This is a genomic window from Pseudomonas sp. CFSAN084952, assembly GCF_009648855.1.
Taxonomy (GTDB): Bacteria; Pseudomonadota; Gammaproteobacteria; order Pseudomonadales; family Pseudomonadaceae; genus Aquipseudomonas; species Aquipseudomonas paracarnis.
Genome location: NZ_CP045767.1, coordinates 5,030,326 through 5,046,620, shown reverse-complemented (window position 1 = coordinate 5,046,620; position 16,295 = coordinate 5,030,326). Strand labels below are relative to the sequence as shown.

Annotated in this window: 13 protein-coding genes; 6 read left to right on the top strand and 7 right to left on the bottom strand. The window is 63.2% G+C overall.

All coding sequences use genetic code 11. The features are described 5' to 3' along the window. Positions 1-30: 30 nt before the first annotated feature. The 7 genes from GH769_RS23040 to gshB form a co-directional block, all read right to left on the bottom strand. Positions 31-1,302: a dihydroorotase gene (locus GH769_RS23040; RefSeq protein ID WP_014720326.1), complete on the bottom strand. Its 1,272-nt coding sequence runs from the start codon at positions 1,300-1,302 to the stop codon at positions 31-33. Continuing rightward, positions 1,299-2,303, bottom strand: coding sequence for an aspartate carbamoyltransferase catalytic subunit (locus GH769_RS23035; RefSeq protein ID WP_014720325.1), 1,005 nt, complete (start codon positions 2,301-2,303; stop codon positions 1,299-1,301). Before GH769_RS23035 ends, GH769_RS23040 begins: the two co-directional genes overlap by 4 nt. A 24-nt stretch (positions 2,304-2,327) precedes the next feature. After that, on the bottom strand, positions 2,328-2,834 hold the full coding sequence (gene pyrR, locus GH769_RS23030; protein ID WP_019817751.1) for a bifunctional pyr operon transcriptional regulator/uracil phosphoribosyltransferase PyrR: 507 nt from the start codon (positions 2,832-2,834) through the stop codon (positions 2,328-2,330). Between the two features lie 132 nt (positions 2,835-2,966). Next, a complete protein-coding gene (gene ruvX / locus GH769_RS23025; RefSeq protein WP_003195067.1) occupies positions 2,967-3,404 on the bottom strand; it encodes a Holliday junction resolvase RuvX in 438 nt (145 codons plus the stop codon). Continuing rightward, entirely contained in the window at positions 3,404-3,973 is a 570-nt protein-coding gene (locus GH769_RS23020) for a YqgE/AlgH family protein (RefSeq protein WP_019817750.1), read from the bottom strand. The genes ruvX and GH769_RS23020 overlap by 1 nt, the downstream gene beginning before the upstream one ends. 173 nt (positions 3,974-4,146) lie before the next feature. Next, a complete protein-coding gene (locus tag GH769_RS23015; RefSeq protein ID WP_014720322.1) occupies positions 4,147-5,052 on the bottom strand; it encodes an energy transducer TonB in 906 nt (301 codons plus the stop codon). Positions 5,053-5,129: 77 nt separating this feature from the next. Then, the gene (gshB, locus tag GH769_RS23010; protein ID WP_020301918.1) at positions 5,130-6,083 is read right to left on the bottom strand and encodes a glutathione synthase; all 954 of its coding nucleotides are present in this window, start codon (positions 6,081-6,083) and stop codon (positions 5,130-5,132) included. A gap of 239 nt (positions 6,084-6,322) precedes the next feature. On the opposite strand from gshB, the gene pilG reads away from it, so the two are divergent. From pilG to GH769_RS22980, 6 genes are all read left to right on the top strand, one after another. Next, on the top strand, positions 6,323-6,730 hold the full coding sequence (gene pilG / locus GH769_RS23005) for a twitching motility response regulator PilG (RefSeq protein ID WP_014720321.1): 408 nt from the start codon (positions 6,323-6,325) through the stop codon (positions 6,728-6,730). 46 nt (positions 6,731-6,776) lie between these two features. Next, positions 6,777-7,142: a twitching motility response regulator PilH gene (pilH, locus tag GH769_RS23000; protein WP_014720320.1), complete on the top strand. Its 366-nt coding sequence runs from the start codon at positions 6,777-6,779 to the stop codon at positions 7,140-7,142. An 11-nt stretch (positions 7,143-7,153) separates the two neighbouring features. Further along, complete coding sequence (locus tag GH769_RS22995) at positions 7,154-7,678, top strand: chemotaxis protein CheW (RefSeq protein WP_020301917.1); 525 nt, start codon at positions 7,154-7,156, stop codon at positions 7,676-7,678. Further along, positions 7,675-9,726, top strand: a complete 2,052-nt coding sequence (locus tag GH769_RS22990; RefSeq protein ID WP_020301916.1) for a methyl-accepting chemotaxis protein — start codon at positions 7,675-7,677, stop codon at positions 9,724-9,726. Before GH769_RS22995 ends, GH769_RS22990 begins: the two co-directional genes overlap by 4 nt. A 175-nt stretch (positions 9,727-9,901) precedes the next feature. After that, entirely contained in the window at positions 9,902-15,721 is a 5,820-nt protein-coding gene (locus GH769_RS22985; RefSeq protein ID WP_032902281.1) for an Hpt domain-containing protein, read from the top strand. After that, the gene (locus GH769_RS22980) at positions 15,714-16,169 is read left to right on the top strand and encodes a chemotaxis protein CheW (protein WP_003195048.1); all 456 of its coding nucleotides are present in this window, start codon (positions 15,714-15,716) and stop codon (positions 16,167-16,169) included. The genes GH769_RS22985 and GH769_RS22980 overlap by 8 nt, the downstream gene beginning before the upstream one ends. Positions 16,170-16,295 lie beyond the last annotated feature (126 nt).

The window sequence follows — 16,295 nt, the reverse complement described above, 5'->3', positions numbered from 1 at the left end:
CCACGCAGAGCGTGGGAACGAGCTTGCGCGTCAAGCCTGGTAGCTGATCCGCCCATCCATCAAGGTGTACCGCACCGTCGCTGGCAGGCTGTGGCCGATGAACGGGCAGTTTTCGCCCTTGGACAACCAACGCTCACCAGCCACCGTCGAGCTTGCCAGGTCGAACAGCACCAGGTCCGCCGGTGAACCCACCGCCAACTGGCCCGCTGGCAAGCGCAGGGCCTCGGCCGGGCCGGCGCTCAGGCGCGACAGTAGTGTCGGCAAGTCCAGCAAGCCGTCTTCTACAAGCGTCATCGCCAGTGGCAACAACAACTCCACGCTGCTGATGCCCGGCTCGGTCGCGCCAAACGGTGCCAGCTTGGCGTCTCGCTCGTGAGGTTGGTGATGGCTGGAAATCGCCGACACCACACCCGACTTCACCGCCGCACGCAAACCGTCACGGTCTGCCTTCGTGCGCAGCGGGGGCTGTACGTGGTAAAGGCTGGAGAAGTCGATCAGCGCCTCATCCGTCAGGATCAGCTGGTACAGGGCGACATCCGCAGTTACCCGCAAGCCACGGGCCTGGGCCTGGGCGATCAGAGCCACGCCCCGGGCGCTGGTCAACTGGCTGAAATGCGCACGCACGCCGCTTTGTTCCACCAGCAACAGGTCACGGGCGAGGGCCACGGTTTCTGCGGTTTCCGGAATGCCCGGCAGGCCGAGGAAGCTCGCCACTGCGCCTTCATGGGCCAGGCCGCCTTCGGCCAGGTCGCGGTCTTGGGAATGGAAGATCACCGTCAAGTCGAACGTGGCCGCGTATTCCAGGGCGCGGCACAAGGTGCGCGTGCTGCGAAAGCTTTCCAGGCCATTGCCGAAGGCCACGCAACCGGCGTCACGCAGGGCGATCAATTCGGCGAGTTGTTCGCCATCCAGGCCCTTGCTCAAGGCGCCAATGGGAAACACTTTGCAATTGCCGGCTTCGCGGGCGCGGTCGAGGATCAGCTCGGTCACAGCAGAAGTGTCCAGTACCGGCTTGGTATTGGGCGGGCAACACAGGCTGGTCACGCCACCGGCTGCCGCGGCCTGGGTTTCGCTGGCGATGTTGCCTTTGCGACTGTAGCCCGGTTCACGCAGGGCGACATTCAAGTCCACCAGCCCAGGTGCGGCCACCAGGCCCTTGGCGTCAATGCTCTGGCCGGCGTTGAAGCCGGCGGGGGCGGCGCCGATGGCGACGATCTTGCCGGCGTCCAGGTGTAGATCGGTAACTTGGTCCAGGCCGCTGGCCGGGTCGATGACTCGGGCGCCGAGAATGCTGAGCTTCACTGGGCCTGCTCCTGCTCGAATTGACGTTGCGCGGTTTGTCCGCTCATGGCCATGGACAGCACGGCCATGCGCACGGCGATGCCGTAGGTCACTTGGTTGAGAATCACCGATTGTGGGCCGTCGGCCACCGCCGACTCAATTTCCACGCCGCGGTTGATTGGCCCCGGGTGCATCACGATGGCATCCGGCTTGGCCTTGGCCAGGCGTGCGGTGGTCAGGCCGAACAGGCGGTAGAACTCACCTTCGCTGGGCAACAAGCCCCCGGCCATGCGCTCGCGTTGCAGGCGCAGCATGATCACCACGTCCACATCCTTGAGGCCTTCGGCCATGTCGGTGTAGACCTTCACGCCATACTGTTCGATGCCGATGGGCAATAGGGTCTTGGGCGCGATCACGCGGATATCCGGGCAACCCAGGGCCTTGAGAGCCAGCATGTTCGAACGTGCCACCCGCGAATGCAGGATGTCGCCGACGATGGCTACCGAGAGGTTTTCAAAGCTGCCCTTGTGCCGACGAATGGTGAGCATGTCGAGCATGCCCTGGGTCGGGTGCGCGTGACGGCCGTCGCCGCCATTGATGATCGCCACGTTCGGGCACACATGCTCGGCGATGAAATGCGCAGCGCCGGAGTCGCCGTGGCGTACCACGAACATGTCGGCGGCCATGGCTTCCAGGTTGCGCAAGGTATCGAGCAGGGTTTCGCCCTTGCTCGCCGACGAGGTGGACACGTTCAGCGTGATCACATCGGCCGACAGCCGCTGGGCCGCCAGTTCAAAGGTGGTGCGGGTGCGGGTGGAGTTTTCGAAGAACACGTTGCAGATGGTTTTGCCGCGCAACAGCGGGACTTTCTTCACTGCCCGGCCACCGACTTCCAGGAACGAGTCGGCGGTGTCGAGGATTTCGGTGAGCAGTTCGCGGGGCAAACCGTCGAGGGACAAGAAGTGTTGCAACTGGCCCTGAGCATTGAGCTGCAGCGGGCGCTTGGCATCTAGAGGCGTCATCGCGGGGACTCTTTACAAGGCGGTTTAAAGGGCAAGGTCTTGCAGTTCGAGTTCGAGCGGCGTAGGACCGGACAATTTTACCCGCTGCTGGGGTGCAAGCGACAGGGTTGCACCCACGACGTCCGGGCTGATCGGCAGTTCGCCAGCATCCAGGTCCAGCAGGCACACCAGGGTCACGCTGGCAGGGCGGCCATAGTCGAACAATTCGTTCATGGCGGCGCGGATGGTGCGGCCGCTCATCAGCACGTCGTCGATCAATACCAGGTGCTGGCCTTCGATCTCGAAGGGCAGGGCCGATGGGCGCACTTGTGGATGCAGGCCGTTCTGGCTGAAGTCGTCGCGGTAGAAGGACACGTCCAGGGTGCCCAGAGGCGAATCGCTGCCCAGTGCTTCCAGCAATGCCTGGGCTACCCACACGCCACCGGTGCGTATGCCGATAAAACGCGGTTCGCTGATGGCACGGTGTTCCAGGTGCGCCTTGAGGCGTATCGCCATCTGGCTGATCAGTTCGGCAGGGTTCGGCAAGCTCATGGTGGCTCCTTATCAAGTGTGTAGGAGCGAGCTTGCTCGCGAAAAACTCATGGGCACCGCGTTCATCCAGTCTTCTCGCGGTATCGTTAACGTTCTTCGCGGGCAAGCCCGCTCCCACAGGATCGCGGCGGGTCAGGATTCAAATAAAGCGGTGTTTTCATCCAGCCAGCCCTGCAACAGCAAGGCCGCGGCGATGGCGTCTACCGGGTTGTCGCGGTAACTGCCCTTTTGCCCGCCACGGTCGCGGCGCTCCCCCTTGGCTTCGAAGGTGGTGAGGCGTTCGTCGTGGGTATAGAAGGGCAGGTTGTAGCGGCCATTGAGGCGGCGCGCGAACTTCTCGGCGCGCAGGCACATGTCACTGGGGGTGCCATCCATGTTCAGGGGCAGGCCGACCACCACTGCGTCAGGCTTCCACTCTTTAATCAGGGCTTCGACCTGGTTCCAGTCCGGCACGCCGTTCTGGGCCTTGAGGGTGCACAGTTCGCGGGCCTGGCCGGTGATGACCTGGCCAACCGCTACGCCGATCTGTTTGGTGCCGTAGTCAAAACCGAGGATCAGACGCAAGGCCATCAGGCGTGCCCCGCCTGGCTGGTCAGCAGGCTGAGGTTGACCCGCAGCTTGGCTGCTGCCGCTTCCAGGCGCAATTCGCTGGCGGTGTTGAACAAAATATCAGCGTCGAACGGGCAGGTCAGCCAGGCATTGCTGGCCAGTTCGGCCTCCAGTTGCCCGGCTTCCCAACCGGCGTAGCCCAGGGTGATCACACTCTGCTCGGGGCCGATGCCGTCGGCGATGGCGAACAGCACATCCTGGGATGTGGACAGTGACACCCCATCAAGGTCTACCGTGGCCTGGAACGTCGGCCCGGTGGGGTGCAGTACAAAACCGCGATCGGTCTGCACCGGCCCGCCGAAGTAGATCGGTACGCCCTGGCAGCGCGCTGGCGGGTCGATTTCCGGGCGCAGTTGCTCAAGGATATCGGCCAGGTTCAGCTCCTGCGGGCGGTTGACCACCAACCCCATGGCACCATTGGCCGTGTGCTCGACGATGTAGGTCAAGGTCTGCGCAAAGTTCGGGTCGGCCATATGGGGCATGGCGATCAGGAATTGGTGCTTGAGGTAAGTCGGGCTGACGTTTTTCATGTCCGCTAGTGTGGCGTTGGAGGGACGAACTGACAAGTGCGGGCGCGAGCCTGGTCGCTGATCGTTCCCATGCTTTGCGTCGGAATGCATCCCGGGGCGCTCCGCGTCCCAAGAGCAGACGCAGAGCGTCCATGGCGGCATTCCCACGCGGAGCGTGGGAACGATCTGTGCGATCAGTTGCTGGACAACCGGTCGCCCTTGGCGAACCGCCAGGTGCGGATGATTTCCAGGCGGTCCACGTCGTTCAAGTCGCCGCTGAACGGCGCAAAGGGCGCGGCCAGGCGCACGATGCGTTGCGCGGCCTGGTCCAGCAGCGGCTGGCCGGAGGACTCCAGCACCTGCACTTCATACAGCGAGCCGTCACGGTTGATCGACACCAGCAAGCGCAAGTTGCCATAAATCTGCTGGCGCCGTGCCTCGTCCGGGTAGTTGAGGTTGCCGATGCGTTCGACCTTCTTGCGCCACTCGTCCTTATACCAGGCGCCTTTGTCGCGCATGGTCGAGGCCGCGTTCAGGCGGTAGATGCGCGGGCGCTTGGCATACAGCTGTTGTTCATGGGCCAGTTCGGCTTCGAGGCTGGAAATTTCGTCGGACAGCGTCGAACTGTCGAACGTCGGCGCAGGTTTCACTGGCTCGGGCTTGGGTTCGGTCTTGGCCTTTTCGCGCTGGGTCGGGGCTTTTTGCGGCTTGGGCGCGACGGTGGCTACCGCAGCCTTGGGCGTGGCCTGCTTGACCTCGGGCTTTGGCGCCGGCGGTGGGGTGACCTTCTTGACCTGGTTGTCGTGGAAGGGCGCCACTTCGGTGGTCTTGGGCACGGCTTTCTTGTCGAGGGTGCCGCTGCCTTGCTGGTTTTCCTGGGCGAGAAAGTCAGCCTTTTCGGGCTTCTTTTCGCTCTTGAACGTAGCAAGTGTGATTTCCAGGGTCTTGGTGATCTGCTTGGGTTCCACCAGGGTGAACCCCACGCCCAGGAGCAGGGCGAGGTGAATCAGCGCAGCGAGAAACAGGGTAAAACCGAGACGATCAGCCGGGCGCACGCCGCTATGGGTGAATTCGGGGGGCAGATCGGACGGGAGTGTCATGACAAGAAAACCAACATCGCGCGTTTCACAGGTGGCGCATGATAACGCAATGTTGGTATGTGTCCGGCTGTTCTATGTCACTTGGCTTTTAGCTTGCGCTCAATGGCGGCCATCAGCATTTCGCCGATGTTCGTACCAAATGCATTGTCGATCTCGCGAATACAGGTCGGGCTGGTGACGTTGATTTCAGTGAGGTTCTCACCAATTACGTCCAGTCCGACAAACAGCAGGCCTTTTTCCCGCAGGGTCGGACCGACTTGAGCGGCGATCCAGCGGTCCTTGTCCGACAACGGCCGCGCTTCACCGCGACCACCGGCGGCCAGGTTGCCACGGGTCTCGCCGGCTGCCGGGATGCGCGCCAGGCAGTAATCCACCGGCTCGCCGTCGATCATCAGGATGCGCTTGTCACCGTCCTTGATCGCCGGCAGGTAGGCCTGGCCCATGATCTGCTGGGTGCCCAGGGCGGTCAGGGTTTCGAGGATCACCGACAGGTTCGGGTCGCCGGCGCGGTGACGGAAGATCGAGGTGCCGCCCATGCCGTCCAGCGGCTTGAGGATCACGTCGCCATGCTTGGCGGCGAATTCACGCAGTACATCGGCGCGGCGGCTGACCACGGTCGGTGGTGTGCACTGCGGGAACAGGGTGGCGAACAGCTTTTCATTGCAGTCACGCAGGCTTTGCGGCTTGTTGACGATCAACACGCCGGCCCGTTCGGCTTGCTCCAGCAGGTAGGTGGAGTACACAAATTCCATGTCGAACGGCGGATCCTTGCGCATCAGGATCACGTCGAGGTCGCTAAGGGGGCTGTCGATTTCGTCAGAAAGCTCGAACCACTTCTCGGGGTTGGCGAACACCTGCAGCGGGCGCATGCGTGCGCGGGCCTCGCCTTCACCCTGGTAAAGGTCGCGCTGCTCCATATAGAACAAGGTCCAGCCGCGGGCCTGGGCGGCCAGGAGCATGGCCAGCGAACTGTCCTTTTTATAGGAAATGCTGGCGATAGGGTCCATGACAATGCCGACGCGAACGCTCATGGGGGATTTCCTCTAGCAAATTGGGGCGCATAAAAGTGGCGTCAGAGTGGCGCTGCGGCTGTTGTGGGTCAAGGAAAAACCACTGGGTGGGTGCCTCGATAGATTGCGCTTGGAGACTGTGCTAAAAAGGCTGGCACGGCGCAGCAGCCCTTGAATTCCAAGGCTTGCGGCGTTCATCCTGTGCAACATCAGGCAGTACACACCGAAAACCGATTCGCTGTGGCGATGGTAGAGCAGATATGGAACAGCATTCCAACGCCTTGAAGGTGATGGTGATCGACGATTCGAAAACGATCCGCCGCACCGCCGAGACGCTGTTGAAGAACATGGGGTGCGAGGTCATCACGGCGATCGACGGTTTCGACGCCCTGGCTCGTATTGTCGATCATCACCCGCACATTATCTTTGTCGACATCATGATGCCGCGCCTGGATGGCTACCAGACCTGCGCCCTGGTGAAGAACAACCCGGCGTTCAAGTCGATCCCGGTGATCATGCTGTCCTCCAAGGACGGCCTGTTCGACAAGGCCAAGGGGCGCATCGTGGGTGTCGATCAATTTTTGACCAAGCCTTTCAGCAAGGAAGAACTGCTGGGGGCGATCAAGGCCTATGTGCCTGGGTTCGCCGCAGTAGAACAAGCACACTGACGCCGCCTCACGAGGGCCGGCGCCGACCAATGTAGCGGGGAAAACCATGGCACGTGTTCTGATCGTCGACGATTCGCCGACTGAAATGTACAAACTCACCGGCATGCTGGAAAAGCATGGCCACCAGGTGCTCAAGGCCGAAAACGGCGCGGACGGCGTGGCCCTGGCCCGCCAGGAAAAGCCCGACGCGGTGCTGATGGATATCGTGATGCCCGGCCTCAACGGCTTCCAGGCCACGCGCCAGTTGTCCAAGGAGCCAGAAACCAACGGTATCCCGATTATCATCATCACCACCAAGGACCAGGAAACCGACAAGATCTGGGGCGCACGCCAGGGCGCCAAGGATTACCTGACCAAGCCTGTGGATGAAGAGACCCTGATTGCCACCCTGAACAAGGTGCTGGCCGGCTAAGGCTTGCGATCATGACCGAGTCGCAAACCGCCTTTGAGCTGTTGCTGGACATCGACCGCCGCTGCCGCTTGCTGGCCGCGGACCTGCCGTCCCAGGAAACGCGCCTGCAACGCTGGAGCGGCATCGCTTTCCGCGTAGGGCCAAACGCCTACGTGGCGCCCATGGGCGAAGTCGCCGAGGTGTTGCATGAGCCGCGCTGCACCTTGATGCCGGGGGTCAAACCCTGGGTCAAGGGCGTGGCCAACCTGCGCGGGCGCTTGCTGCCGGTGATGGACCTGGGCGGTTTCCTGGGCCTTGAGTTGTCCAGGGCGCGCAAGCAACGGCGGGTGCTGGTGGTGGAGTTCAACGACCTGTTTGTCGGGCTGCTGGTAGACGAGGTGGTAGGCATGCAGCATTTCCCATTGGACGCCTGGGTGGCGAGCACCGCCTCGAGCGCCCCGTTTATCCAGGGCCAGTTCGACGGCGAGCCGCAATGGCAAGTCTTCAGCCCCTTCGCCCTGGCCCAGGCCCCTGGCTTCATGGATGTTGCCGCATGAGTACCGCTACCGCGCCCAAACCCCAGGCCGCTTCGCGCAGCCGTTCGCAGATCATCGTGCTGTTTATCGCCTTGATCGTGTTCATCATGTTGCTGTTCGCCAACTTCGCGTACCTCAACACCCAGTCCACCTACGATAAACAGTACATCGGCCACGCCGGTGAGCTGCGCGTGCTGTCCCAGCGCATTGCCAAGAACGCCACCGAGGCCGCTGCCGGGAAAGCGGCGGCGTTCAAGCTGCTGGGCGATGCGCGCAACGATTTTGCCCAGCGCTGGGGTTACCTGAAAAAAGGTGACCCGCAAACTGGCTTGCCGGCGGCGCCCAGTGCGGTGCGCGCCGAAATGCGGGCGGTGCAGACCGACTGGGAGGCGCTGCTCAAAAACACCGACGCCATCCTGGCCAGCGAGCAGACCGTATTGTCGTTGCACCAGGTGGCGGCGACCCTGGCCGAAACCGTGCCGCAACTGCAGATCGAGTCGGAAAAGGTCGTGGATATCCTGCTGCAACGCGGCGCCCCGGCCAGCCAAGTTGCCTTGGCCCAACGCCAGTCGCTGCTGGCCGAACGTATCCTGGGGGCGGTCAACACGGTGCTGGCGGGGGATGAAACCGCCGTGCAGGCCGCCGATGCCTTTGGCCGCGATGCCAACCGTTTTGGCGTGGTGCTCAATGGCATGCTCAACGGCAACCCGGGCCTGCGTATCACCCAGGTCGAAGACCCGGACGCCCGTGCGCGGCTGGCGGACATCGCCGAGCTGTTCGAATTTGTCTCCGGCTCCGTGGATGAAATTCTCGAGACCTCGCCACAGTTGTTCCAGGTGCGCGCCTCGGCGAGCAATATTTTCAACCTGTCGCAAACCTTGCTCGATGAAGCCTCGCACCTGGCCACGGGTTTTGAAAACCTCGCCAGCGGGCGCAGCTTCGACACCATCGGTGGTTACGTGCTGGGCTTGCTGGCGCTGGCCTCGATCATCCTGATCGGCCTGGTCATGGTGCGCGAGACCAACCGCCAACTGCATGAAACCGCGCAGAAGAACGAGCGCAACCAGAACGCGATCATGCGCCTGCTGGATGAAATCGAAGACCTGGCCGACGGCGACCTTACCGTCACCGCCTCGGTCACCGAAGACTTCACTGGCACCATCGCAGACTCCATCAACTATTCCGTGGACCAACTGCGCGACCTGGTCGCCACCATCAACCTCACTGCCGGGCAGGTCGCCGGTGCGGTGCAGGACACCCAGGCCACCGCCATGCACCTGGCCCAGGCATCGGAGCATCAGGCCCAGCAGATTGCCGAAGCGTCCACGGCGATCAACCAGATGGCGCAGTCCATTGACCAGGTATCGGCCAACGCGGCCGAATCCTCGGCGGTAGCTGAACGTTCGGTAGAGATCGCCAACAAAGGCAACGAGGTGGTGCACAACACCATCCACGGCATGGACAACATTCGCGAGCAGATCCAGGACACGGCCAAGCGCATCAAGCGTTTGGGCGAGTCGTCCCAGGAAATTGGCGACATCATCAGCCTGATCGACGATATCGCCGACCAGACCAATATCCTCGCCCTCAATGCCGCGATCCAGGCCAGCATGGCCGGTGACGCCGGGCGCGGTTTTGCGGTGGTGGCCGATGAAGTGCAACGGTTGGCCGAACGCTCCTCGGCGGCCACCCGGCAGATCGAAACCCTGGTGCGCACCATCCAGGCCGACACCAACGAAGCGGTGATCTCCATGGAACAGACCACCACGGAAGTGGTGCGCGGCGCGCGCCTGGCCCAGGACGCCGGGGTGGCGCTGGAAGAGATCGAAGGCGTGTCCAAAACCCTGGCGGCGCTGATCCAGAGTATTTCCAACGCGGCGCAGCAACAGACCTCATCGGCGGGGCAGATTTCCCTGACCATGAACGTGATCCAGCAGATCACCACCCAGACGTCGTCGGGTTCCACCGCCACCGCCGAAAGCATTGGTAACCTGGCGAAGATGGCCAGCCAGTTGCGCAGGTCAGTATCGGGTTTCACCTTGCCGCCGCCCAAGCAGGTCGATGATTGAAATACGACCTGAAGAACACCACAGTCCAACTGTGGGAGCTGGCTTGCCTGCGATAGCGGTCTGTCAGATACAGATATAGTGCTGACCCACCGCTATCGCAGGCAAGCCAGCTCCCACATCGGATCTCCATTGTTTGTGAGATACCAGCAACTCATGAATTCTAAGCGGAGCAGTTATGGTTGATCGGCACGACTACGTGGCCCTCGAATGGGTCAAGGGCGATATTGCCGAAACCCTGAAACAGGCCCGGTCGGCGCTGGACGCGTACGTTGAAACCCTTGACGACGACGCCCTCAACCAATGCCTGGCCGGTATCCACCAGGTGCATGGCGCGCTGCAAATGGTCGAGTTCTACGGCGCGGCGCTGCTGGCCGAAGAGATCGAAGAACTGGCCCTTGCGCTCCAGGCCGGGCACGTCGGCCAGCGCGATGAAAGTATCCGCCTGCTGCAACAAGCCCTCGGCCAATTGCCGCTGTACCTCGACCGCGTGCACAGTGCCCGCCGCGACCTGCCACTGGTGGTGCTGCCGCTGCTCAACGACCTGCGCAGCGCCCGTGGTGAAAGCCTGCTATCGGAAACCAGCCTGTTCAGCCCGCAACTGCTGTCGATCGAGCCGTTGCCTGAGCAAGCCCTGGCCCAACGGGCCACGCCGGATCTGCATGAGCAGTTGCGCCAGTGGCGCCACCTGCTGCAACAAGCCCTCGCCGGGTTGCTGCGTGAAGACCACGGCCCCAGCAACCTGGAAGACATGGCGCGGGTGTTCGCACGCCTTGAAGCGCTGTGCCAGGGTGCGCCGCTGCTGCCGTTGTGGCAGGTCACCTCGGCGCTGGTCGAAGGCATGCTCACCGGCGTGGTCGCCAACAGCCCGGCGCTGCGCAGCCTGCTCAAGGCCAGCGACAAGCAACTCAAGCGCTTGCTGGTTCAAGGCATCAATGGCATCAACCAGCCGGCGCCGGACGACTTGCTCAAGAGCCTGCTGTTCTACGTCGCCAAAGTCACCCGGCCGACGCCGCGCATGCAAAGCCTGAAGGAACGCTACGGCTTGGACGAAGCCTTGCCCGACAGCGCCGTGGTCGACGCTGAACGTGCACGGCTGGCCGGGCCGGATCGCAATGCCATGGGCTCGGTGCTCGGCGCGTTGTGTGAGGAGCTGGTGCGGGTCAAGGAGCGCCTGGATCTGTTCGTGCGCAGTGATCGCCAGCACACCCAGGACCTCGACCCCTTGCTGGCGCCGCTGCGGCAGATCGCCGATACCCTTGCGGTACTGGGTTTCGGCCAGCCGCGCAAAGTGATCATCGACCAACTCGCTGTGGTGTTGAGCCTGGTCCAGGGGCAGCGCGAACCCAATGACGCGGTGTTGATGGATGTGGCCGGTGCGTTGCTGTATGTCGAAGCGACGTTGGCCGGGATGATCAGCACTGTCGAACCGCAAAGCCGTGAAGACAGCCGCTTGCCCACCACCGACCTGACCCAGATCCATCAGTTGGTGATTCGTGAGTCGTGCCAGTGCCTGCGCCAAGCCAAGGAACTGGTGATCGACTGCATTGAGGCTGATTGGGATCGTCAGCGCCTGGAGTCCTTGCCCGAGCTGCTGAGCCAGGTACGTGGTGCCCTGGCGATGATTCCCTTGCCGCGTGCGGCGAGCCTGATGCGCGGTTGCACCGACTACGTCGATGAGCAGTTGATGGTCAATGAAGCCGCCCCTTCGGCGACACAACTGGCGCATTTTGCCGAGGTGGTCAGTAGCCTGGAGTACTACCTCGAACGCATGCTTCAAGACCCTGACGCGGCAGGGGAAAAAGTGCTGGAGTTGGCCACCCAGGGCTTGAATGCATTGGGCTACCTGCCGGTGGAAAAACCCTGGCGCCAGGCCCTGGTCGCGCCCGAGGGGGCACTGTCCTCCGAGGCCGTATCAAACCAATCCCAATTCGATGCCTTGGCCAGCCCTGCATCACGTCTCAACCCTCCGGCCTTGCAGCGTCCAGGCAGCCTGTTGCCGCCGCCGGCCGGCGAGGAACCGATTGACGATGAATTGCGCGAAGTCTTCCTTGAAGAAACCGATGAAGTCCTCGACGTGCTGCATCGCTACCTGCCCGACAGCGCGGACAAAGCCGCCCAGGGCGAAATGCGCCGGGCTTTCCATACTCTCAAGGGCAGCGGCCGCATGGTGCGCGCCCTGGTGCTGGCCGAGCTGGCCTGGGCCGTGGAGAACCTGCTCAATCGCGTGCTGGAACGCAGCTTAGTCCTTGGCCCTGAGGTGCAGCAGGTGTTGGATGAGACCGTGGCCCTGCTGCCGGAGCTGATCGCCGATTTTGCCAGCGACGATCAACGCCAGCGCGATGAAGCCGACGCCTTGGCCGCCCGTGCCCATGCCCTGGCCAGTGGCGCTGCAACGTCGACCACCGAGCCCCATGACCCAATGCTGCTGGAGATCTTCCGCAACGAAGCCCAGGGCCATCTGGACAGCCTCGGCCACTTCCTGCAACAGGCCGCCGAGCAGGTGCCGCTGCAGGTCAGCGATGAACTGCAACGCGCCTTGCACACCCTCAAGGGCAGCGCCTACATGGCCGGCGTGTTGCCCATCGCCGAGCTGGCGCGCCCGCTGGATCACCTCACCCGTGAGTACAAGGCCCACCGCCTGCCGCTGGACAAGGACGAAGTGGCGTTGTTGCTTGAGGCACAGGGGCTGTTCCAGCGCGGGGTGCGTGACCTGGACAACAATCCCCTGGCACCGATCCACGGTGCGGCCAGCGTGATCAGCCGCACCCAACACCTGCTGGAGCATCAACTTGCCGCCTTGCTCGACGCGCCCACGACCGGCCTGCGCGTCAAGCGTGACCCGCACTTGATCACCAACTTCCTGGCCCAGGGCATGGACATCCTGCTCGACGCCGAAAGCCTGCTGCGCCGCTGGCAGCATCACCCCGGCGACCGTCAGGAGCTCACGGCATTGCTGGACGAGCTGACTACGTTGGGCGAGGGCGCTCACCTTGCCGACCTGCACCCTATCGACGCGTTGTGCGAGGCCTTGCTCGACCTGTATGGCGCGGTAGAAGAAAGCAGCCTGGCGGTCAGCGCCCGGTTCTTCCACGAGGCCGAACAGGCCCACGACGCGCTGATCAACATGCTCGACCAGTTGGCCGCCGGCCAGGAAGTCAGCCCCGCGCCCGCACGGCTGCAGGCGTTGCGCGAGTTGCTGGACGAAGCCTTGGACCCGTCCGCCACGGGCCTGATCAAAAGCGACGGCAGCCGCGCCCTGAGTATCTCCGAGTTGGGCGCGGCTACTGCGCAGTTGGATCACGCCACCGCGATGGACGACGAGATTGTCGAGATCTTTCTTGAAGAGGCCGTAGACATCCTCGACAGCGCCGGGCAGTCGCTCAAGCGCTGGTTGCTGGAACCCGAAAACGCCGCGCCCTTGTCCTCGTTGCAGCGGGACCTGCACACCCTCAAGGGCGGCGCACGCATGGCCGAAATCGACCCGGTGGGCGACTTGGCCCATGAGCTCGAATGCGTTTATGAGGGGCTGGTGGATCGCCGCTACAGTTATTCCGTGGAGCTGTCCCAGGCACTGATGGCCAGCCACGAACGCTTGGCCCAACAGTTGGACGAACTGCAACAGCAGCAACCCTTGAGTGACGGCGTCGAGCTGGTCGAAAGGTTGCGGGAGTTGCGCCAGGCCAGCAGCCCGGCAGCGCCGGCTGCGGTGGCAGCCGCCTCGGGTGCCGACCCGGAATTGCTGGATATCTTCCTCGAAGAAGCCACCGATATCCTCGACAGCTCAGGCAGCGCGTTAGTGCGCTGGCAGGGCGAGCCGGGCAATCGCCAAGAAGTGGAAACCCTGCTGCGGGACCTGCACACCCTCAAGGGCGGTGCGCGTATGGTCGAGATCGGGCCAATCGGCGATCTGGCCCATGAGCTGGAATTTCTTTACGAAGGGCTGTCCGCCGGTTTGCTCGCGCCGACCCCTGAGTTGTTCGCACTGCTGCAAGGCTGCCATGACCGCCTGGCGCAGATGATCGACGCCGTGGCCGAGGGTCTGCCGGTGGGTTCGGTGGATAAACTCATCGAGCGCATCAAGAGCCTGGTGCACCCCAGTGATGAGCCGGTCACACCGGTGGCGCTGCCGGCTGGCAAGGCCGAAGTGGTCGCCGATCCGGCTGCCGACATGGTGAAAATCTCTGCCGACTTGCTCGATGACCTGGTCAACCTCGCCGGCGAAACCTCGATCTTCCGTGGGCGGATCGAGCAGCAAGTCAAGGATGCGCGCATTGCCTTGAGTGAGATGGAAACCACCATCGAGCGCATGCGCGACCAGCTGCGCCGGCTCGACAGCGAAACCCAGGGCCGCCTCCTGAGCCGCCAGCAAGCCGAGGCCGAACGCCTGGGCTACGAAGAATTCGATCCGCTGGAAATGGACCGCCATTCGCAGCTGCAACAGCTGGCCCGTGCGCTGTCCGAATCTGCCTCCGACCTGCTCGACCTCAAGGACACCCTTGAGCGCCGCAACCAGGATGCCCACAACCTGCTGCAGCAACAGGCGCGTATCAACACCGAGTTGCAGGAAGGCCTGATGCGCACGCGCATGGTGCCTTTCGAGCGCATGTTGCCACGCCTCAAGCGCATCGTGCGGCAAGTGGCGGGCGAGTTGGGCAAGGACGTGGAGTTTATCGTCGGCAATGCCGAAGGCGAGATGGACCGCAATGTGCTGGAGCGCATGGCGGCACCCTTGGAGCATATGCTGCGCAACGCCGTCGACCACGGCCTGGAGTCGCGCGAAGTGCGGCTGGCGGCGGGCAAACCGGAGAAGGGCCGCATCACCCTGGACCTGACCCACGAAGGCGGCGACATCGTCTTCGACATGCGCGACGACGGCGCCGGCGTGCCCCTCGAAGCGGTGCGACGCAAGGCGATCAAGCGCGGCCTGCTCGCGCCCCATCAAGAGATCAGCGACCGTGACGTGTTGCAGTTCATCCTGCAGCCGGGCTTTTCCACCGCCGAAAAAATCACCCAGATTTCCGGGCGCGGCGTGGGCATGGACGTGGTGCATGAAGAAGTGCGCCAGCTCGGCGGCTCCATGGTGATCGACTCGACGCCGGGCATGGGCGTGCATTTTCGCATTCGCCTGCCGTTTACCGTGTCGGTCAATCGTGCGCTGATGGTGCACTGCGCGGACGACCAATACGCGATCCCCCTCAACACCATCGAAGGCCTGGTGCGCGTGCTGCCCCACGAGTTGGCGGGGCACTACCAGCAAGACCCGGCGCACTATGAATATGGCGGCCAGCGCTACGAGTTGTTCTACCTCGGCGACCTGCTGCACACCGCCAGCCGCCCGAAACTGCTGGGCCAGTACCAGCCTGTGCCGGTGCTGCTGGTGCATTGCAATGAACGCCGCGTGGCGGTGCACGTGGATGCCATGGCCGGTACCCGCGAGATCGTGGTCAAGGGCTTGGGGCCGCAATTCTCCGGGGTGCAGGGCGTGACCGGCGCGACCATCCTGGGCGACGGCCATGTGGTGCTGATCATCGACCTGCTGGCGCACATCCGCGCTCGGCAACCGGCCTTGCCGGCCCAGGCAGTGGATGCGCCGCTGGTCCTCAACGACCCACTGAAAAAACGCCCGCTGCTGGTGCTGGTGGTGGACGACTCGGTCACCGTGCGCAAAGTCACCAGCCGCCTGCTGGAGCGCAACGGCATGAACGTGCTCACCGCCAAGGACGGTATCGACGCCCTCGCCATCCTGGAAGAACACACCCCGGACCTGATGCTGCTCGACATCGAAATGCCGCGCATGGACGGCTTCGAAGTGGCCATTCAGATACGCAACGACCCACGCCTGATGCGCTTGCCGATCATCATGATCACCTCACGCACCGGCCAGAAACACCGCGACCGCGCCATGGCCATTGGCGTCAACGACTACCTCGGCAAGCCGTACCAAGAGTCGGTGCTGCTGGAGAGCATCGCCTATTGGAGCAAGTCCCATGCTTGAACACCGCACCAGCCAACTCACCGGCCTGCTACTGCCCCTGGCCGACCGCCACCTGGTGTTGCCCAACGTTGCCGTCGCCGAACTGATCGACTTTCAGCGCGGCGAACCGGCCAGTGACGCGCCGCCGTGGTACCTGCGGCAGGTCACGTGGCGTGATCGACAGATTCCGCTGATCAGCTTTGAAGCGGCCTGCGGCGAAGCCAGCATGACGGGCGAACGCTCGCGCATCGTGGTGTTGAATGCACTGGGCGGGCGGCCGACCTTGAAGTTCATTGCTCTGGTGATCCAGGGTATTCCCCGCTCGTACAAGCTCGACAGCGAATTGAGCTACGTGGACGTCCCCCTGTGCCCGCTGGAACTGGCGGCGGTGCAAGTGGGCGAGCAGGTGGCGAAGGTGCCGGACTTGATGGGGCTTGAAGCGCTGCTGGTAGAGTCCGGCCTGGCCTGATCCTGAGTCCTATGAAGATCCACTGTGGGAGCTGGCTTGCCTGCGAAAGCGGTGTTTCAGTCACTGCATTAAACACTGACCCACCGCCATCGCAGGCAAGCCAGCTCCCACACTGAGCTGCGCTCA

Coding starts and splice junctions, on each gene's coding strand:
- pilG (WP_014720321.1), top strand. CDS start 6,323: ATGGAACAGCATTCCAACGCCTTGAAGGTGATGGTGATCGACGATTCG.
- GH769_RS22980 (WP_003195048.1), top strand. CDS start 15,714: ATGCTTGAACACCGCACCAGCCAACTCACCGGCCTGCTACTGCCCCTG.
- GH769_RS23020 (WP_019817750.1), bottom strand. CDS start 3,973: ATGAAAAACGTCAGCCCGACTTACCTCAAGCACCAATTCCTGATCGCC.
- gshB (WP_020301918.1), bottom strand. CDS start 6,083: ATGAGCGTTCGCGTCGGCATTGTCATGGACCCTATCGCCAGCATTTCC.
- GH769_RS22985 (WP_032902281.1), top strand. CDS start 9,902: ATGGTTGATCGGCACGACTACGTGGCCCTCGAATGGGTCAAGGGCGAT.
- GH769_RS23035 (WP_014720325.1), bottom strand. CDS start 2,303: ATGACGCCTCTAGATGCCAAGCGCCCGCTGCAGCTCAATGCTCAGGGC.
- GH769_RS22995 (WP_020301917.1), top strand. CDS start 7,154: ATGACCGAGTCGCAAACCGCCTTTGAGCTGTTGCTGGACATCGACCGC.
- ruvX (WP_003195067.1), bottom strand. CDS start 3,404: ATGGCCTTGCGTCTGATCCTCGGTTTTGACTACGGCACCAAACAGATC.
- pilH (WP_014720320.1), top strand. CDS start 6,777: ATGGCACGTGTTCTGATCGTCGACGATTCGCCGACTGAAATGTACAAA.
- pyrR (WP_019817751.1), bottom strand. CDS start 2,834: ATGAGCTTGCCGAACCCTGCCGAACTGATCAGCCAGATGGCGATACGC.
- GH769_RS22990 (WP_020301916.1), top strand. CDS start 7,675: ATGAGTACCGCTACCGCGCCCAAACCCCAGGCCGCTTCGCGCAGCCGT.
- GH769_RS23015 (WP_014720322.1), bottom strand. CDS start 5,052: ATGACACTCCCGTCCGATCTGCCCCCCGAATTCACCCATAGCGGCGTG.